The 18846-nt window shown below is 56.0% G+C and carries 19 protein-coding genes and 1 pseudogene; 10 read left to right on the top strand and 10 right to left on the bottom strand.

Annotated elements, in window-relative coordinates; all coding sequences use genetic code 11:
• Positions 1-57: 57 nt before the first annotated feature.
• Positions 58-513 carry a formate hydrogenlyase regulator HycA gene (hycA, locus tag CNE01S_RS02705; RefSeq protein WP_061273194.1) on the bottom strand — a complete coding sequence of 152 codons (456 nt, stop codon included), beginning with the start codon at positions 511-513 and terminating at the stop codon, positions 58-60.
• 338 nt (positions 514-851) lie between these two features.
• Here hycA and hypA point away from each other — a divergent pair, with 338 nt between their 5' ends.
• The 8 genes from hypA (at position 852) to CNE01S_RS02665 (ending at position 8154) form a co-directional block, all read left to right on the top strand.
• Positions 852-1214, top strand: a complete 363-nt coding sequence (gene hypA / locus CNE01S_RS02700) for a hydrogenase maturation nickel metallochaperone HypA (RefSeq protein WP_061273191.1) — start codon at positions 852-854, stop codon at positions 1212-1214.
• Positions 1207-2070, top strand: a complete 864-nt coding sequence (gene hypB / locus CNE01S_RS02695; protein WP_061273188.1) for a hydrogenase nickel incorporation protein HypB — start codon at positions 1207-1209, stop codon at positions 2068-2070. The genes hypA and hypB overlap by 8 nt, the downstream gene beginning before the upstream one ends.
• On the top strand, positions 2061-2321 hold the full coding sequence (locus CNE01S_RS02690; protein ID WP_038477365.1) for a HypC/HybG/HupF family hydrogenase formation chaperone: 261 nt from the start codon (positions 2061-2063) through the stop codon (positions 2319-2321). Before hypB ends, CNE01S_RS02690 begins: the two co-directional genes overlap by 10 nt.
• Positions 2321-3442: a hydrogenase formation protein HypD gene (hypD, locus tag CNE01S_RS02685; protein ID WP_061273185.1), complete on the top strand. Its 1122-nt coding sequence runs from the start codon at positions 2321-2323 to the stop codon at positions 3440-3442. The genes CNE01S_RS02690 and hypD overlap by 1 nt, the downstream gene beginning before the upstream one ends.
• The gene (gene hypE, locus CNE01S_RS02680; RefSeq protein ID WP_061273182.1) at positions 3439-4449 is read left to right on the top strand and encodes a hydrogenase expression/formation protein HypE; all 1011 of its coding nucleotides are present in this window, start codon (positions 3439-3441) and stop codon (positions 4447-4449) included. The genes hypD and hypE overlap by 4 nt, the downstream gene beginning before the upstream one ends.
• Positions 4450-4558: 109 nt before the next feature.
• A complete protein-coding gene (gene flhA / locus CNE01S_RS02675; RefSeq protein ID WP_061273179.1) occupies positions 4559-6643 on the top strand; it encodes a formate hydrogenlyase transcriptional activator FlhA in 2085 nt (694 codons plus the stop codon).
• A 46-nt stretch (positions 6644-6689) separates the two neighbouring features.
• On the top strand, positions 6690-7037 hold the full coding sequence (yajD, locus tag CNE01S_RS02670; RefSeq protein WP_061273176.1) for an HNH nuclease YajD: 348 nt from the start codon (positions 6690-6692) through the stop codon (positions 7035-7037).
• A 148-nt stretch (positions 7038-7185) separates the two neighbouring features.
• The gene (locus CNE01S_RS02665) at positions 7186-8154 is read left to right on the top strand and encodes a chemotaxis protein (RefSeq protein ID WP_061273172.1); all 969 of its coding nucleotides are present in this window, start codon (positions 7186-7188) and stop codon (positions 8152-8154) included.
• A 29-nt stretch (positions 8155-8183) separates the two neighbouring features.
• Here the strand turns inward: CNE01S_RS02665 and rhaM are convergent, their stop codons facing one another.
• Both rhaM and CNE01S_RS02655 read right to left on the bottom strand, forming a co-directional pair.
• A complete protein-coding gene (rhaM, locus tag CNE01S_RS02660) occupies positions 8184-8498 on the bottom strand; it encodes an L-rhamnose mutarotase (protein WP_061273169.1) in 315 nt (104 codons plus the stop codon).
• Positions 8495-8749 (bottom strand): annotated as a pseudogene (locus tag CNE01S_RS02655) (L-threonine dehydrogenase); the annotation flags it as partial. The pseudogene CNE01S_RS02655 and the gene rhaM, both read right to left, overlap by 4 nt.
• Positions 8750-9034: 285 nt before the next feature.
• Here CNE01S_RS02655 and sodA point away from each other — a divergent pair.
• Both sodA and yiiM read left to right on the top strand, forming a co-directional pair.
• Positions 9035-9655 (top strand): superoxide dismutase [Mn], encoded by a 621-nt coding sequence (sodA, locus tag CNE01S_RS02650; protein WP_038477349.1) that lies wholly within the window; start codon positions 9035-9037, stop codon positions 9653-9655.
• A gap of 73 nt (positions 9656-9728) precedes the next feature.
• Positions 9729-10406 (top strand): 6-hydroxyaminopurine reductase, encoded by a 678-nt coding sequence (gene yiiM, locus CNE01S_RS02645; RefSeq protein WP_061273163.1) that lies wholly within the window; start codon positions 9729-9731, stop codon positions 10404-10406.
• A gap of 98 nt (positions 10407-10504) precedes the next feature.
• Here the strand turns inward: yiiM and phoU are convergent, their stop codons facing one another.
• The 7 genes from phoU to glmU form a co-directional block, all read right to left on the bottom strand.
• Positions 10505-11230, bottom strand: coding sequence for a phosphate signaling complex protein PhoU (phoU, locus tag CNE01S_RS02640; protein WP_008457720.1), 726 nt, complete (start codon positions 11228-11230; stop codon positions 10505-10507).
• A 12-nt stretch (positions 11231-11242) separates the two neighbouring features.
• On the bottom strand, positions 11243-12016 hold the full coding sequence (pstB, locus tag CNE01S_RS02635) for a phosphate ABC transporter ATP-binding protein PstB (protein WP_008457722.1): 774 nt from the start codon (positions 12014-12016) through the stop codon (positions 11243-11245).
• Positions 12017-12063: 47 nt separating this feature from the next.
• Entirely contained in the window at positions 12064-12954 is an 891-nt protein-coding gene (gene pstA, locus CNE01S_RS02630; RefSeq protein WP_038477343.1) for a phosphate ABC transporter permease PstA, read from the bottom strand.
• Complete coding sequence (gene pstC / locus CNE01S_RS02625) at positions 12951-13913, bottom strand: phosphate ABC transporter permease PstC (RefSeq protein WP_061273161.1); 963 nt, start codon at positions 13911-13913, stop codon at positions 12951-12953. The genes pstA and pstC overlap by 4 nt, the downstream gene beginning before the upstream one ends.
• Positions 13914-13977: 64 nt before the next feature.
• Positions 13978-15018 (bottom strand): phosphate ABC transporter substrate-binding protein PstS, encoded by a 1041-nt coding sequence (gene pstS / locus CNE01S_RS02620; RefSeq protein WP_061273157.1) that lies wholly within the window; start codon positions 15016-15018, stop codon positions 13978-13980.
• 239 nt (positions 15019-15257) lie between these two features.
• Positions 15258-17087 (bottom strand): glutamine--fructose-6-phosphate transaminase (isomerizing), encoded by a 1830-nt coding sequence (glmS, locus tag CNE01S_RS02615; protein ID WP_061273154.1) that lies wholly within the window; start codon positions 17085-17087, stop codon positions 15258-15260.
• A gap of 370 nt (positions 17088-17457) precedes the next feature.
• Complete coding sequence (gene glmU / locus CNE01S_RS02610) at positions 17458-18828, bottom strand: bifunctional UDP-N-acetylglucosamine diphosphorylase/glucosamine-1-phosphate N-acetyltransferase GlmU (protein ID WP_061273151.1); 1371 nt, start codon at positions 18826-18828, stop codon at positions 17458-17460.
• Between the last annotated feature and the right edge of the window lie 18 nt (positions 18829-18846).

Genomic DNA, 18846 nt, shown 5'->3' with positions numbered 1-18846 from the left:
TGACGAAAATATGCCGAAAAGCTGCCGGTTCGACAGTTCTCGACACCCCAGATCTCTTCATGCCACGTCGGACTGCTGAAGCAGCGTCATGGACAGCGGGGTGTTTTGCTGCACGGCCAGATAAAGGCTGTCGTACACCGGGCGGATGAGTTCCAGGTAGTGGTCCAGTACTTTCTCGCGATCGCGATTGCTGACGGTGTTATCAATAAGTCCGTTATCGTCGATAGTCGCCTTGGCAATCAGCACGTTATCGCTGCCGTCGCGCAGTTCAATGCTGTACTCGATGGTGTGGCTGTTAAAGCCTTCGGCGAGATTGATTTGAATGACAAAATGGTCAAACAGGAAGAAGCGCAGGCTTTCGTCCGGGTTGCAGCCCACGGCGTGATGCAGCTTCGCTTTTGATAAGGTGATCCCCTGAATCAGGGTGTTGCCGTACAGATGCCACTGCGAAAGCAGGCGTTGGTGCTTGTCGGCGATGTACTCGGCTTTTTCGCTCAGTTCCCAAATGTTCATGTTTTGTTCACTCTGTTAGTGCTTGTCCCTCCCTAAGGCACGTTTCGTGCCATGTTTTTAATTTATTGTTTTTAAATAATTTTTAGTTAAATCCGTGCTGGGATAATGACGGGTGACGTGTCATTTCGTCATCTTTGACTTTGGGTGACGGGACTTTTTACCCTCACCCTGGCCCTCTCCCTGGAAGGGAGAGGGGATAAAAACAACAAGGCTGGCTAACCCTTCTATTTTTTAAAGAATTCCCCCTCGCCCCTTTGGGGAGAGGGCCGGGGTGAGGGGCAAATAAAAGGCCTGGCACCGTCCTTGCATTACCTGCCCCAGTTAACCCCGGAGGCCCCATGCACGAAATCACCCTTTGCCAGCGCGCAGTCGAACTTATCGAAAGCCACGCCCGCCAGAACAACGCCCGCCGCGTCACCGGCGTCTGGCTGGAAGTCGGCGCCTTCTCGTGCGTGGAAACCAGCGCCCTGGAGTTTTGCTTTGATCTGGTCTGCCGAGGCACGCTGGCGGAAGGCTGCGAGCTTCATGTCCACCAGCAGGAAGCCGAATGCTGGTGCCATGACTGCCAGCAGTTCGTTACGTTGCTGACCCAGCGCGTGAAGTGCTGCCCCAACTGTAACGGCAGCAACCTGCGCATTATGGCGGATGACGGCATGCAGATTAAGCGTCTGGAAATCGATCAGGAGATAGCTCATGTGTAGCACTTGCGGTTGCGGTGAAGGCAACCTGTACATTGAAGGGGACGAGCGTAATCCTCACTCTGGCTTTCGCAGCGCCCCGTTTGCCCCGGCGGCACGCCCGCTGCAGCAGATAACCGGCGTCAAATTTGCCCCAACGGCCGACGAACAGGGTGACCTGCATTACGGCCACGGCGCGGCAGGTACCCACGCGCCGGGCATGACCCAGCGCAAAATGCTGGAGATCGAACTGAATGTGCTCGACAAAAATAACCAGCTCGCCGCCCATAACCGCGACCGCTTTGCCAGCCAGGATCAGCTGGTGCTGAACCTGGTGTCCAGCCCCGGCTCAGGCAAAACCACCCTGCTCACCGAAACGTTAAAACGCCTGAACACTAAAGTGCCGTGCGCGGTTATCGAAGGCGATCAGCAAACGGTAAACGACGCGGCACGCATCCGCGAAACCGGCACGCCAGCCATTCAGGTGAACACCGGTAAGGGCTGCCATCTTGATGCCCAAATGATCCGTGATGCCATGCTGCGCCTGCCGCTCGAGCAGGACGGCGTGCTGTTTATCGAAAACGTCGGCAACCTGGTGTGCCCGGCCAGCTTTGATTTAGGCGAGCGCCACAAGGTTGCGGTGCTGTCGGTCACGGAAGGTGAAGACAAGCCGCTCAAATACCCGCATATGTTCGCCGCCGCCTCATTGATGCTGCTGAACAAAATCGATCTGCTGCCGTACCTGCAGTTCGACGTCAACAAATGCCTGGCCTTTGCCCGCGAGGTCAATCCGGACATCAAAATTATTCTGGTTTCCGCGACTAGTGGCGAAGGAATGGACGAGTGGCTTAGCTGGCTGGAGGCGGAACGATGTGCATAGGCATTCCCGGCCAGATTGTCGAGCGGCTGGCCGACGGCAGCGCGAAAGTGGACGTCTGCGGCGTGCAGCGCGATGTGAATTTAACCCTGGTGGGTGACGCCGCCGTGGGGCAATGGGTGCTGGTTCACGTCGGTTTCGCCATGAGCATTATTGATGAAGCCGAAGCGCGCGACACGCTTGATGCCCTGCAAAATATGTTCGAAGTTGAGCCGGACGTCGGCGCCCTGCTCTACGGCGAGGAGCATCGCTGATGCGCTACGTCGACGAATATCGAGACCCGGAACGCGTGATGCAGCTGATTGAGACGCTGAAAGCACGCGCCCCGCTGCTGGACTACACGGCAGCCCGCCCGCTGCGCATCATGGAGGTTTGCGGCGGCCATACCCACGCTATTTTTAAATTCGGCCTCGACCAACTGCTGCCGGATAACATCGAGTTTATCCACGGCCCAGGCTGCCCAGTTTGCGTGCTGCCGATGGGCAGAATCGACAGCTGCATTGAGATAGCCAGCCGCCCGGAAGTGATTTTCTGCACCTTTGGCGATGCGATGCGCGTGCCGGGGAAAAATGGCTCACTGATGCAGGCCAAGTCGCATGGCGCGGACGTCAGGGTGATTTACTCGCCAATGGACGCGCTGACCCTGGCGCGCCAGAACCCGGATCGCAAAGTGGTGTTCTTCGGCCTCGGCTTTGAAACCACCATGCCCGCTACGGCGATCACCCTGCAGCAGGCAAAATCGCAGGGCATTGATAACTTCTATTTCTTCTGCCAGCACATCACGCTGATCCCGACGCTGCGCAGCCTGCTTTCCCAGCCCGATAACGGCATCGGCGCTTTCCTGGCGCCGGGGCACGTCAGCATGGTGATTGGCACCGAAGCCTATGACTTTATCGCCTCTGAGCACCAGCGGCCGCTGGTCGTCGCCGGTTTTGAGCCGCTCGACCTGCTGCAGGGCGTGCTGATGCTGATGGAGCAAAAAATTCAGCAGCACAGCGTGGTAGAAAACCAGTACCGCCGCGTGGTGCCGGAAGAAGGCAACAGGCTTGCGCAAAAAGCGATAAGCGAAGTGTTTACCGTACGCGGCGAAGCCGAATGGCGTGGCCTGGGCGTTATCAGCGATTCCGGCGTACAACTCACCGAAGCCTACCGCCGGTTTGACGCCGAAGACCATTTCCAGCCCAAACCCCAGCAGGTTTACGACGACCCAAAAGCCCGCTGCGGCGACGTGCTCACCGGCCGCTGCAAGCCGCAGCAATGCCCGCTGTTCGGCAGCGGCTGCAACCCGCAAAACGCCTTCGGCGCGCTGATGGTTTCCTCCGAAGGAGCCTGCGCGGCGTGGTATCAGTACCGTTCTCAGGAGTGTGAAGTATGAAAACCGTTGAGCTTGCCCACGGCAACGGCGGCCAGGCGATGCAGCAGCTGATCGCCAGCCTGTTTATGCAGGCCTTCGATAACCCGTGGCTGGCGGAGCAGGAAGATCAGGCCCGGCTTTCGCTGGCAGAGCTTACCGCCAGCGGCGACCGGCTGGCATTTTCCACCGACAGCTACGTTATTGACCCACTATTTTTCCCCGGCGGCGATATCGGCAAGCTGGCCGTGTGCGGTACGGCGAACGACGTCGCGGTGAGCGGCGCTTCGCCTCGCTGGCTGTCTTGCGGATTTATTCTCGAAGAAGGCTTGCCGTTTGAAACGCTTGAGCGCGTGGTCACCAGCATGGCAAAGGCCGCCCGTGCAGCAAATATCGCCATCGTGACCGGTGACACCAAAGTCGTGCCTCGCGGCGCGGCGGACAAGCTTTTTATCAATACCGCCGGGATCGGCGCTATTCCTGCTGGTATTAACTGGGGCGCGGCTCAGATTACAGCCGGAGATTTGCTTATCGTCAGCGGCACGCTCGGCGATCACGGCGCAACTATTCTCAACCTGCGCGAGAAGCTTGGCCTGGACGGCGACCTACAGAGCGACTGCGCGGTGCTGGCGCCAATGATTGCCCCGCTGCTGCAAATCTCCGGCGTAAAAGCCTTGCGGGATGCCACGCGCGGCGGCGTAAACGCCGTTCTGCATGAGTTTGCAAACGCCAGCGGCTGCGGGATGGAAATCAGCGAAAACAAGCTACCGCTGAACCCGGCGGTGCGCGGCGTTTGCGAGCTGCTTGGGCTGGATGCGTTAAATTTTGCTAATGAAGGCAAGCTGGTTATCGCCGCTTCCCCCGAGTCAGCTCCTGCGGTTCTACACGCTTTGCAGCAGCATCCTTGCGGCGAAAAGGCCGCAGTCATAGGTGAGGTTGTGGAGCGAAAAGGCGTGCGTGTAACGGGGCTTTATGGCGTAAAACGCACGCTCGACCTGCCGCATTTTGAACCCTTACCGCGCATTTGTTGACCTGCACCAGTATGCATTCACGCAACGCTGACTAAACTTAAACAATATTTATATTAATTATATTTTTTAGCCCTGCGCCCGCCGCGGGGCATTTCAATGGAAAGCAAAAATGTCATACACGCCGATGAGCGATCTCGGGCAGCAGGGGTTATTTGATATCACCCGCACGCTGCTCCAGCAGCCCGATCTCAACGAACTCGCCAGCAGCCTGACGCAGCTGGTGAAACAGGGCGCGCTGGCCGATCGCGTTAACATCCTGCTTTACCATCCCCTGCATCAGCGGGTGAGCTTTTATGGCAAGGATAAACACGGCAAGGAACTGCACTACGAAGATGAAATGGCGCTGGCCAACGGCCCGGTGCGCCGCATGCTGTCGCGCCCTGAGGCGCTGATTTGCAGCCAGCAGGAGTTTGATGAAACCTGGCCGCAGATGGCGAGCCTTGATTTGTACGCCCCGTTTGGCCGCTATTGCCTTCTGCCGCTGGCCTCTGAAGGCAAGATTTTCGGCGGCTGCGAGTTTATTCGCGACAGGGCGGATGCCTGGACCGAAAAAGAACTTAACCGACTTTACACCCTGGCGCAGATCGTAGGCCTGGTGACCGAGCAGATCCAAACCCGGCTCAATTCGAGCCACGATCATCAGCTACTGTGCCGCGAACGCGACGACTTTCGCATTCTGGTGGCCGTCACCAACGCGGTGCTGTCGAAGCTGGACCTGGACGAACTGATCAGCGAGATTGCCCGGGAAATTCACTATCACTTCACCATTGATTCCATCAGCATTGTGCTGAAAAGCAGCCGCAAGTCGCGGCTCACGCTCTATTCCACCCACTTTGTTGATGAAGCCTCGCCGATTCACGATCAAAGCGACGTGCTTGAAGAAGGCACTCTTTCAGAACGCGTCTTCAAAAGCGGTGAAATGCTGCTGCTCAACCTTTGTCCTGGCGACAAGCTGGCGCCTTATGAGCGGATGCTGCTGGAGATGTGGGACAACAAACCGCAGACGCTTTGCCTGCTGCCGCTGAAGTTTGGCAATAATATGCTGGGCGTGCTGAAGCTGGCCAAGTGCAGCGAACAGGGCTTTACGCCAGCCAACCTCAAGCTGCTGCGCCAGATTGCCGAACGTATCGCCATCGCGGTGGATAACGCCCTCGCCTACCAGGAAATCAACCGGCTGAAAGAAAACCTGGTGGATGAAAACCTCTACCTCACCGAGCAAATTAATAACGTCGACAGCGATTTTGGCGAAATTATCGGGCGCGGCGAGGCGATGTCTATCGTGCTTAAGCAGGTTGAGATGGTGGCAGGCAGCGACAGCACCGTGCTGATCCTCGGCGAGACCGGCACCGGTAAAGAACTAATTGCCCGGGCGATCCATAACCTGAGCGAGCGTAACAGCCGCCGGATGGTAAAAATCAACTGTGCCGCGATGCCCGCCGGGCTGTTGGAGAGCGACCTGTTCGGCCACGAGCGCGGGGCGTTTACCGGGGCGAATAATCAGCGCATTGGCCGCTTTGAGCTGGCGGACAAAAGCTCGCTGTTCCTCGACGAAGTGGGCGATATGCCGCTAGAGCTACAGCCTAAGCTGCTGCGCGTGCTGCAGGAGCAGGAATTCGAGCGCCTTGGCAGCAATAAGGTTCAGGAAGTGGATGTGCGTCTGATCGCCGCCACCAACCGCAACCTGAAAGAGATGGTGGCCGACCGGGAGTTCCGCAGCGACCTTTACTATCGGCTGAATGTTTTCCCTATCACCCTGCCGCCGCTGCGCGAGCGCCCGGAGGATATCCCGCTGCTGGTGAAATCCTTCACCTTTAAAATCGCCCGCCGCCTGAACCGCAACATCGACAGCATTCCAGCGGAAACGCTGCGCGCCCTGAGCCGCATGGAGTGGCCGGGCAACGTGCGTGAGCTGGAAAACGTGATTGAGCGGGCGGTGCTACTCACCCGGGGCAGCGTGCTGCATCTTTCCCTGCCGGAAATGGATTATCGCCCGCCTGTAGAACGCCATATTTCGCCGTCGGTGGAAGCAGAGAGACATGACGACGAGGATGAATACCAGCGCATCCTGCGCGTGCTGAAAGAGGCTAACGGCGTGGTTGCCGGGCCCCGAGGCGCAGCCCAGCGTTTAGGGCTGAAGCGCACCACGTTACTTTCGCGGATGAAGCGTCTGGGGATTGATAAAGACGCGCTTTAGCCGGAAACTGGGCATAACCCTACATTTTTTGTCTGGAACCTGAATCATGGCGATTATTCCCAAGAACTATACGCGGCTGGAAAGCGGCTACCGCGAAAAGGCACTGAAGCTTTTCCCGTGGGTCTGCGGGCGCTGCTCGCGCGAGTTTGTCTATTCCAATCTGCGCGAGCTGACCGTTCATCATATGGATCACGATCACACCAATAACCCGGAAGATGGCAGCAACTGGGAGCTTTTATGCCTGTATTGCCACGATCATGAACATTCGAAATACACCGAAGCTGACCAGTACGGCTCCAGGGTGATTGCCGGCGAGGATGCGCAAAAAGACGTGGGCGAAGCAACCTATAATCCATTTGCCGATCTAAAAGCGATGCTGAACAAGAAAAAGTAAGCGTCATCCGCTTAGAGGGATATCACGTCCCTCTAAGCGAAATCATTTCGCCTTTTCCCTTCATTTTTTCCAGACGCTGCCGATAACTTAGACAAGCATTCACTCCGTACGGTTGGGTTCTGAGGCCGGGTTATCACTTGAGGTTAAAATGGATAGTTTTCAGAAAGATATCGATGAAAGGGCCAACCTGGCGTTATCCAACAAGTTCGAGCTGCTGCTGTTCCGCTTAGGCACGGGCCAGCATGACAGCAAGTCCGAGCTGTACGGCATCAACGTCTTTAAGCTGCGTGAAATTGTACCCATGCCGAAAATTAACCGCGCCGCAGGCATGGAATCGCCGCTGCTGGGGATGGCCAATATTCGCGACCAGATTATCCCTGTTATCGACCTTCCCGCCGTCACTGGCTGCACGCCGACCACCGGCCTGAATTTATTACTGATCACCGAATATGCCCGCAGCACCCAGGCGTTTGCCGTGGAGTCGGTGGAGAATATTATTCGCCTCGACTGGAGCCAGGTGCACGCCGCCGAAGCCGGGGTCAGCAGCCGCAATATCACCAGCATCGCCAATATTGACGACCCACTGACCGGCAAAGACCTGGCGCTGGTGCTGGACGTAGAGCAGATCCTTTATGACATCATCCCGTCCGGGAGAGATGTGAACATTGCAGCAATTGAAGAGAAAACCTATACCCTGAAACCGGGCGCGGTGGCTATCGTCGCCGAGGACTCCAAAGTTGCGCGTTCAATGCTGGAGCAGGGACTGAAGGGGATGGGTATTCCGGCCATCATGCACGCCACCGGCCTGGAGGCCTGGGAAAAAATCAAAGCTATTGCCGCCGATGCCAAAGCCTCCGGCACGCCGATCACCGATAAAATCGGCCTGGTGCTGACCGATATCGAGATGCCGGAAATGGACGGTTTTACCCTGACCCGCAACATCAAAACCGAGCCTACGCTCAAGCATATCCCGGTGGTGATTCACTCCTCGCTTTCCGGTAGCGCCAACGAAGATCACGTGCGAAAAGTCGGCGCCAACGGCTATGTCGCTAAGTTCGACGTGGCGGAGCTGTCTTCGGTTATCCACAAGGCGCTGGAAGACGCCGCCACCCGCTAAAAAATAAGGCCCGGAAGCGGGCCTTTTCTCTACCTGAGCCAGAACACTTCTTTTAGCGCCTGGCTAACCGGGCTGCCGTCCGGGTTGCCGGGCATAATGTCGCTCATATGCCGCCACCAGCGCCGACAAACTTCGGTGTCAGCAACCGCATTCCAACGCGCTTCGGACTCGATCTCCACCGTGGCAAAAAGCAGGTGACGCTGCTCATCCAGATGGATTGCATAATGATGGGCTCCGTGCTGCTTAAGGACTTCTTCCAGCTCCGGCCAGATGGGCGAGTGGCGGAGCTGATACTCTTCGTGGGCGTCAGGATTAACCTGCATGACAAAGGCTTTCCTGATCATAATGCCTCCAGGTAAAGCTCGCGGATTGCTTTGCGCGAGGCGGTTCTTGGATTACACGGCGCGCACGGGTCGGCCAGCGCCTTGTCCAGCCAGCCTTCAATATCGGCAGGCTCCACGCCAAGCTCACGGAATCCTGATGGAATGCCCACTCTGGCCGACAGCGCACGAATCGCTTCGATGGCCTTGAAACTTGCCTGCTCTTCGCTGATTCCTTGAGTATTTATTCCCATCGCCTGCGCTACGCTGGCAAAATCCAGCGAGAGCCGCCGATGGCGATCACAATTTGCACTCCTCTTGGGCTCTTCTCATGCCGTTACGTCACGACCGGGTAACAATTCGCCGTTACTCTGAAAAAAGGGCTTTTTACCCGCGGCGTTATAGCCGTAAGCCGTGGTTTCATGAAGAAAAGTTATAACCACACGCTAAGTACGGCATTGATAAACATTTTCAATATCATTTAATTAACTATAATGAACCGACTGATTACGCGGCGTTAACAGCACTACAGCCGCTCTACGTTAATGGAGACGATGAATATGAGCTATACACTGCCATCCCTGCCTTACGCTTACGACGCGCTGGAACCGCATTTCGATAAAGAAACCATGGAAATCCACCACAGCAAACACCACCAGGCCTACGTTAACAACGCGAACGCCGCGCTGGAATCCCTGCCTGAGTTTGCCAGCCTGTCTGCTGAAGAGCTGATTACCAAACTGGATCAGCTGCCTGCTGATAAGAAAACCGCGCTGCGTAACAACGCCGGCGGCCACGCTAACCACAGCTTCTTCTGGAAAGGCCTGAAAAAAGGCACCGAGCTGAAAGGTGACCTGAAAGCCGCTATCGAGCGCGATTTCGGCAGCGTTGACGCGTTCAAAGCTGAGTTCGAAAAAGCTGCAGCTACCCGTTTCGGCTCCGGCTGGGCGTGGCTGGTGCTGAAAGGCGACAAACTGGCTGTAGTGTCTACTGCAAACCAGGACAGCCCGCTGATGGGCGAAGCTATCTCCGGCGCTTCCGGCTTCCCGATTGTGGGCCTGGACGTTTGGGAACACGCTTACTACCTGAAATTCCAGAACCGTCGCCCGGACTACGCGAAAGAGTTCTGGAACGTAGTTAACTGGGACGAAGCAGCAGCTCGTTTCGCCGCTAAAAAATAAGGTTGCAATACGACCTTAGAGAAGCGAGCCTGATGGCTCGCTTTTTTTATGTCTATTTCGCAGGGAGTCGCTTATGCATCGCTATCCGCTTCAGGTTTACGTTGGTCAGATCAGTGCTTACGAAGGGAGTCGGCCCAGCGCCATCGCCAAGGTGCAGGTGGACGGCGAACTTCTCCTGACCGAACTTGGGCTGGAGGGAGACGAGCAGGCGGAAAAGGTGATTCACGGCGGGCCGGACAGGGCGCTGTGCCACTATCCGCGCGAGCATTATCAGCACTGGGCGCAAATCTTCCCGGATAAGACGGAGCTGTTTAATGCCCCGGCCTTCGGCGAAAACCTGTCTACGGAAGGGATGACGGAAGAGAACGTCTATATGGGCGATATTTACCGCTGGGGTGAGGCGCTGATTCAGGTAACCCAGCCTCGTTCGCCGTGCTTTAAGCTTAACTACCATTTTGGCGTAGAGGATATGGCGACCCGGATGCAGGAAGCAGGCTACTGCGGCTGGCTTTATCGCGTGGTTTTGGCGGGGAATGTTTCTGCCGATGCGCCGCTGGAGCTGGTATCACGCGTTAGCGACGTGACGGTGGCAGAAGCTATCGCCATTGCCTGGCATATGCCGTTTGATGATTCGCAATATCACCGGCTTTTGTCGGCTGCTGGGCTGTCGGTAAGCTGGAGTAGAACGATGCAGAAGCGTAGGATTTCAGGGAAGATCGAGGATAATTCGCGGCGTTTGTTCGGGAAGTAATTGCCCCTCACCCCAGCCCTCTCCCCAAAGGGGCGAGGGAGAAAAAAATGTGCCGGCCCTCTCCACAAAGGGGAGAGGGCGACAGAGAAGAAGTGCACTTACTCTTTCGGATCTTTACCCGCCAGCAGCTTGTCCAGCTCATCGCCGCCCACGTGACGGAAGTCCTGCCCCTTCACGAAGTAGAAGATGTATTCGCAGATGTTCTGACAACGATCACCGATACGCTCGATAGAGCGGGCGCAGAACAGCGCGGTCAGCACACTTGGAATGGTGCGGGAGTCTTCCATCATGTAGGTCATCAGCTGACGCACGATGCCTTCATATTCCTGGTCAACTTTCTTGTCTTCGCGGTAGATACGTACCGCTTCATCCAGATCCATACGCGCAAAAGCGTCCAGCACGTCGTGCAGCATTTGCACGGTGTGGCGACCCAGCGACTCGAGGCTGACCAGCAGCGGCTGGTGCTGCTGGGAGAATTTCTCCAGCGCGGTGCGGCAGATTTTATCCGCTACGTCACCAATACGTTCCAGCTCGGCGATGGTTTTGATGATGGCCATCACCAGGCGCAGGTCGCTGGCGGTTGGCTGGCGTTTGGCGATGATGCGCACGCAGGCTTCATCGATCGCCACTTCCATCATGTTGACCTTCTGGTCACCGGCGATAACGCGCTTCGCCAGCTCGCTGTCCTGGTTGTGCATCGCAGTAATCGCGTCGGAGAGCTGTTGTTCCACCAGCCCGCCCATCGTCATCACCTGAGTACGGATGTACTCCAGCTCGGCGTTGAACTGGCCAGAAATGTGTTTGTTTAAGTTGAGGTTATCCATCGCGCTCTCCAATCAACCGTAGCGGCCAGTAATGTAATCTTCGGTTTGTTTCTTCGCTGGCGTAGTAAACAGCGTATCGGTTTCGCTGAATTCGATCAGCTCGCCGAGGTACATAAACGCCGTGTGGTCAGAACAACGCGCCGCCTGCTGCATGTTGTGGGTCACGATCACTACGGTATAGTCTTCTTTCAGCTCGGTGATCAGCTCTTCAATACGCCCGGTTGAAATCGGGTCAAGCGCCGAACACGGCTCGTCCAGCAGCAACACTTCCGGGCGAATCGCGATCCCGCGAGCAATGCACAGACGCTGCTGCTGACCACCGGAGAGGCTGTAGCCGCTCTGGTGCAGTTTATCTTTAGTTTCGTTCCACAGTGCGGCTTTGGTCAATGCCCACTGCACGCGCTCATCCATGTCGCTGCGGGACAGCTTTTCAAACAGACGCACGCCAAAAGCGATGTTGTCATAGATGGACATCGGGAACGGCGTCGGCTTCTGGAAGACCATGCCGACTTTGGCACGCAGCAGGGCGATGTCCTGGCTCTGGGTGAGAATATTTTCCCCATCCAGCAGAATTTCGCCTTCTGCACGCTGCTCAGGATAGAGCGAGTACATTTTGTTAAAGGTGCGCAGCAGGGTGGATTTACCACAGCCTGACGGCCCAATGAAGGCGGTAACCTGGTTCTTCGCGATATCCAGATTGATGTTCTTCAGCGCGTGGAACTTACCGTAGTAGAAGTTCAGATCGCGAACCTGGATTTTGCCTGGGGCTAAATCAACCTTACTCATCTGTGTCTTAATCTCCGTCCGGCGCCGCGAGAGCCGCGCCGTAAAATTTAACCGTGTTTACTCTTCGAGAAAATCACGCGCGCCAGAATATTCAGCAGCAGCACGCAGAGGGTAATGATCAGCACCCCTGCCCAGGCCAGCTGTTGCCACTCGGCAAACGGGCTCATAGCAAATTTGAAAATGGTCACCGGCAGGTTGGCGATAGGCTGCATCATGTCCGTGCTCCAAAACTGGTTGGAGAGGGAGGTGAAGAGCAGCGGTGCGGTTTCACCCGCGATACGGGCAATCGCCAGCAGCACGCCGGTGATAATCCCGGAGACGGACGCTTTCAGCGTAATCGCGGAGATCATCTTCCATTTTGGTGTTCCCAGCGCGTAGGCCGCTTCGCGCAGGCTGTCCGGCACCAGTTTCAGCATATTTTCAGTGGTACGAATGACGATAGGTACCTGCAGCAGCGCCAGCGCAATCACGCCCGCCCAGCCGGAGAAGTGTTCCATTTTCGCCACCACGATGGTGTAAACGAACAGGCCGACCACAATCGACGGAGCGGACAGAAGAATGTCGTTAATAAAACGAATCACTTCGGCCAGCGCAGATTTACGGCCGTATTCGGCCAGATAAATCCCGGCCATGATGCCGAGCGGCGTGCCGATAACCGTCGCCCACAGGATAAGCAGGCCGCTGCCCGCCAGGGCATTCGCCAGACCGCCGCCCGCGGTATTTGGCGGAGGCGTCATTTCGGTAAACAGCGCCAGCGACATGCCGTCGATGCCACGGGTCACCGTGGAAAACAGGATCCACACCAGCCAGAACAGACCGAACGCCATTGTCGCCATAGAGAGCGTCAGGGCGATGCGGTTTTTCATGCGGCGACGAGCCTGCATTTTACGGCGCGATTCAGCCAGCGCCGCGCTGCTTTGCATTTCCATCGTGGTCATGAGCGAGCCCCTTCGTTTTTCGCCAGGCGCATAATCATGAACTTAGAGATAGCCAGTACGATAAAGGTAATCACAAACAGGATTAAGCCAAGCTCCATCAGCGCGGCGGTATGCAGGCCGGATTCCGCTTCGGCGAATTCGTTAGCCAGCGCTGAGGTGATGCTGTTGCCTGGCATATACAGCGAAGCGCTGTCGAGCTGGTAGGTGTTACCGATAATAAAGGTCACCGCCATGGTTTCACCTAGCGCGCGGCCAAGGCCAAGCATCACGCCGCCGATCACGCCGTTTTTGGTGAACGGTAGAACGATGCGCCAGATAACTTCCCAGGTGGTGCAGCCGATGCCGTAGGCCGATTCTTTCATCATTACCGGCGTTTGCTCGAAAACATCACGCATTACGGAGGCGATGTACGGGATGATCATAATGGCGAGGATCACACCGGCAGCAAGAATACCGATACCAAACGCAGGGCCAGAGAACAGCGCACCAACGATAGGCACGGCAGAGAGCACGTTGCCTACGGGTTCCTGGAAGTAAGTCGCGAACAGGGGAGCAAAGATAAACAGGCCCCACATGCCGTACACGATACTTGGAATGGCCGCCAGCAGTTCAATGGCGATACCCAGCGGGCGCTTAAGCCAGCCGGGCGCAAGTTCTGTCAGGAACAGGGCGATACCAAAGCTCACCGGCACCGCAATCAGCAGCGCGATAAACGAGGTTACGAGGGTTCCGTAAATCGGCACCAGCGCGCCGAAGATTTCATTAGGGGCATCCCACTCTTTGGACCAGAGGAAGGAGAAGCCAAACTTCTCAATGCTCGGCAGCGAGGAGATAAACAGCGAGATGATAATCCCACCCAGCAGAAATAGCACAATCAGCGCAGCCAGTCTTACTAGCGCACTGAAAATTACATCGCCTTGTTTGCCGGGGGCTTTAAACGTCGGCTTAGTCACAGCCATAGCGTACTCTTCGTGGTTGCTGAATAAACCGGGGTAACATACCTGTTACCCCAGATTTTTGCACTTAGTACAGCGCCTTACCGGAGCTGTCTTTTACATTGGTCTTCCATGCAGCGCGAACTTGCTCAACCACAGAGGCCGGCAGCGTTGCGTAATCCAGGCCGTTAGCTTCTTTCGCGCCAGATTTGTATGCCCAGTCAAAGAACTTCAGCACTTCTGCGCCCTGCTCAGGGTTTTTCTGCTCTTTGTGGACCAGGATGAAGGTGGTGGAGGTGATTGGCCACGCTTCGTCACCTTTCTGGTTGGTCAGATCCTGTGCGAAAGATTTGCTCCAGTCAGCGCCTTTAGCCGCGTTAGCAAAGTTTGCTTCGGTCGGGCTAACCGGCTTACCGTCAGCGGACAGCAGCTTGGTGTAAGTCAGGTTGTTTTGCTTAGCGTAAGCGTATTCAACGTAGCCGATAGAACCTGGCAGACGCTGTACGAAGGCCGCGATGCCGTCGTTACCTTTACCGCCCAGACCGGTTGGCCAGTTAACGGTAGAGCCTGCGCCAATTTTAGATTTCCATTCTTCGTTCACTTTAGACAGGTAGCTGGTGAACACGAAGGAAGTACCGGAGCCGTCAGCACGACGAACAACCGCGATGTTCTGATCCGGCAGTTTGTGGCCAGGGTTCAGTTTAGCAATCGCCGGGTCGTTCCATTTTTTGATGGTGCCCAGGTAGATGTCGCCCAGGGTTTTGCCGTCCAGAACCAGCTCGCCAGACTTGAAGCCAGGCAGGTTAACCGCCAGCACCACGCCGCCGATCACGGTAGGGAACTGGAACAGGCCTTCTTGCTGTAATTTGTCATCCGCCAGAGGGGCGTCAGAAGCGCCGAAGTCAACGGTGTTAGCAATGATTTGCTTTACGCCGCCGGAGGAACCGATACCCTGGTAGTTCACCTTGTTACCAGTTTCTTTCTGGTAGGTATCTGCCCACTTGGCATACACCGGCGCAGGGAAAGTTGCACCAGCGCCAGTCAGGCTTGCAGCTGCAAACGCAGTAGAAGCGCTCAGAGATAAGGTCGCGGCGACAACAGTTGCGACAGTGGTACGCATAACGTTCATAATGTCTCCTGCCAGATGTTCGTAAATTGTTGTTTAATTAAATACAGGGTAGAAAATAGGACAGTTTGGTGACAGTTAAATGTACGAATTATGACGGTTTTATGACAATGCAGACCTGCGATAACACCTAAGCCAAACCCACTCATTATCCAAATAAAAATCAAATAGTTATATTCAACAGGCGTGCAATAAAAAAGCTGCCCGTAGGCAGCTTATTCTTCAACATTTATGACAACAGCTTATTCCACTGTTACCGATTTCGCCAGGTTACGCGGCTGGTCCACGTCGGTGCCTTTGATCAGCGCCACGTGGTAAGACAGCAACTGTAGCGGCACGGTGTAGAAGATAGGCGCAATCACCTCTTCCACATGCGGCATCTCGATGATGTGCATGTTGTCGCTGCTGGTAAAGCCTGCGTCGCGGTCGGCGAAGACATACAGCTGGCCGCCGCGGGCACGAACTTCTTCGATGTTGGATTTCAGTTTTTCCAACAGCTCGTTGTTCGGAGCCACAACGATGACCGGCATGTCCGCGTCGATCAGCGCCAGCGGGCCATGCTTCAGCTCACCGGCCGCATAGGCTTCAGCGTGAATGTAGGAGATCTCTTTCAGCTTCAGCGCGCCTTCCATAGCGATCGGATACTGATCGCCACGGCCAAGGAACAGCGCGTGATGCTTGTCGGAGAAATCTTCCGCCAGCTGCTCAATGCGCTTGTCCTGGGACAGCATCTGCTCGATACGGCTTGGCAGCGCCTGCAGACCATGCACGATATCGTGCTCGATCTGTGCATCGGCACCTTTCAGGCGGCTCAGCTTCGCCACCAGCATCAGCAAAACGGTGAGCTGAGTGGTGAACGCTTTGGTTGAAGCTACGCCGATTTCGGTTCCGGCATTGGTCATCAGCGCCAGGTCGGATTCGCGCACCAGAGAAGAGCCAGCCACGTTACAAATCGCCAGTGAACCAAGATAGCCCAGCTCTTTGGAGAGGCGCAGCGCCGCCAGGGTGTCCGCCGTTTCGCCAGACTGGGAAAGGGTGATCATCAGGCTGTTGCGACGAACAGCAGATTTGCGGTAGCGGAATTCAGAGGCGATTTCGACATCGCAAGGCACGCCGGCCAGCGATTCAAACCAGTAACGGGAAACCATACCTGAGTTATAGGAGGTGCCGCAGGCTACGATTTGAATATGCTCGACCTGAGAGAGCATTTCATTGGCTTTTGGCCCCAGCTCCGTCAGATCCACTTCGCCGTGGCTGATACGCCCGGCAAGGGTGTTTTTGATGGCGTTCGGCTGCTCGTAGATCTCTTTCTGCATGTAGTGACGATAAATGCCTTTGTCACCAGCGTCATACTGCAGATTAGATTCGATGTCCGGGCGCTTAACCTGCTCGCCTTTGGTATCAAAAACAGTGACCGCGCGGCGAGTCACTTCGGCGATATCGCCCTCTTCAAGGAAGATGAAGCGACGGGTTACCGGCAGCAATGCCAGCTGGTCAGAAGCGATGAAGTTTTCACCCATGCCCAGACCGATAACCATCGGGCTACCGGAACGTGCGGCCAGCAGAACATCCGGGTTACGGATGTCCATAATAACGGTGCCGTAAGCGCCGCGAAGCTGTGGGATAGCACGAAGTACCGCTTCACGCAGCGTGCCACCTTGCTCAAGCTCCCAGTGCACCAGGTGAGCAATAACTTCGGTGTCCGTCTGGGAGACAAACGTGTAGCCACGAGACTGCAGCGCTTCACGCAGCGGCTCGTGGTTTTCGATGATACCGTTGTGTACGACCACAATGTGGTCGGAGACATGTGGGTGAGCATTAATTTCTGAAGGTTCGCCGTGCGTTGCCCAGCGAGTGTGAGCGATACCGGTGCCACCATGCAGAGCGGTTTCTTGCGCCGCTTCTGCCAGCTTCTGTACTTTACCCAGACGACGCAAGCGGGTCATCTGACCTTTGTCGTCCACAACCGCCAGACCCGCAGAGTCGTACCCGCGGTATTCCAGACGACGTAGTCCTTCAAGAAGGATTTCAGCGATATCACGTTGCGCTACTGCGCCAACAATTCCACACATAATTTTTAAGTCCTGATAATGGCGTTAGCCATGTGTTGTCGCTGACCTGTGTATTACCCGTCGTCTTTCGCACTGTAGATGCGTTGTCTGCGCTTGCGCACCCCGGTCACTTACTTGATGTAAGCTCCCGGGGATTAACAAGCTTGCTGCCTTTCCACAGCACGAAATCCATAGGGTATTAATCCGGTATTTCCGGAGCCCCGAGCCTTGTAGAGAGTGGGGTTATTTTTATGGTTACTGCCTTTGGGGGGAGGATTATGTTATCCCCTCACCCCGGCCCTCTCCCCAAAGGGGCGAGGGAGAAAAACACCGCACCGAATGATCCTCTCTCCCCTGTGGGGAGAGGGTTAAGGTGAGGGGTATAAATCCGTTATTTTTTCTTCACCGGGCGCTGCCAGCCCTGAATGTGTTTTTGTTTTACGCGACTGATCACCAATTCATTTTCAGCCACGTCTCGGGTGACGGTCGTCCCGGCACCAATCGTAACGCCACTCGCCACGGTAACCGGCGCCACCAACTGAGTATCAGAACCCACAAACACGTCATCACCAATAATGGTTTTATGTTTGTTCGCGCCATCGTAGTTACAGGTAATTGTGCCCGCACCGATGTTCACGTTATCACCAATTTCGGCATCACCGAGGTAGCTCAGATGGCCAGCTTTCGAGCCTTTACCCAGGCGAGCTTTCTTCATCTCGACGAAGTTGCCAACGTGAGCCCCTTCGGCCAGTTCAGCCCCAGGACGCAGGCGGGCAAATGGCCCGATGGTGCAGGCGGCTTCAAGCGTCGCATCTTCGATAACCGTATACGGGCTGATTTCGCAGTCATCACCGATGACCGCGTTTTTAATCACGCAGCCAGTCCCGATCTTCACGCGGTTGCCCAGCGTTACGCGGCCTTCCACAATGACATTAGTATCGATTTCAACATCGCGCCCGTGCGTTAATTCACCGCGCAGATCGAAACGAGCCGGATCGCGCAGCATGACGCCAGCCAGCAGCAGCTTATCGGCCTGTTCCGTTTGGTAGACACGTTCCAGACGAGAGAGCTGCAGGCGGTTGTTCACGCCCTCGACTTCACTCAGGCGATCCGGATGAACGGCGGCGATTTCGCGCCCTTCCCCGTGGGCCAGGGCAATAATGTCCGTGATGTAGAACTCGCCCTGGGCGTTGTTGTTATCCAGCTTACCAAGCCAGCGCTTCAGATCTGCGCCATTAGCCACCAGAATCCCGGTGTTGATTTCGTTGATTTTACGCTGCTCTTCGCTGGCGTCTTTATGCTCAACGATGCCAACGACCTTGCCATTTTCCCGCGCAATGCGGCCATAGCCGGTAGGGTCGTCAAGTTTAACGGTCAGCAGGCCGATACCGCCCTGCGGTTTGGCTTCACGCAGGCGCTGCAAAGTCTCCACCGAGATCAGCGGTACATCGCCGTACAGCATCAGAATATCTTCGTCATCGGCAAAGAACGGGGCCGCCATCTGCATGGCATGGCCGGTTCCCAGCTGCTCAGCCTGCAGCACCCAGTTAAGCGTGCCGTCATTCAGGGTTTGCTTTAGCAGGTCGCCGCCGTGGCCATAAACCAGGTTCACCCGCTGAGCGCCTAATTTATTAGCGGCGTCAATGACATGCTGAACCATTGGCTTCCCAGCCAGCGTGTGCAGCACCTTTGGAAGATCTGAATACATGCGGGTTCCTTTGCCGGCGGCAAGGATAACCACGCTCATTGCGCTGTTTGACATACGTGTCCTGAATCTGTT

Origin of the sequence: Cedecea neteri NBRC 105707 = ATCC 33855, from assembly GCF_001571265.1 — a bacterium.
Taxonomy (GTDB): Bacteria; Pseudomonadota; Gammaproteobacteria; order Enterobacterales; family Enterobacteriaceae; genus Cedecea; species Cedecea neteri.
This window is presented reverse-complemented; position numbering and strand designations above follow the sequence as displayed.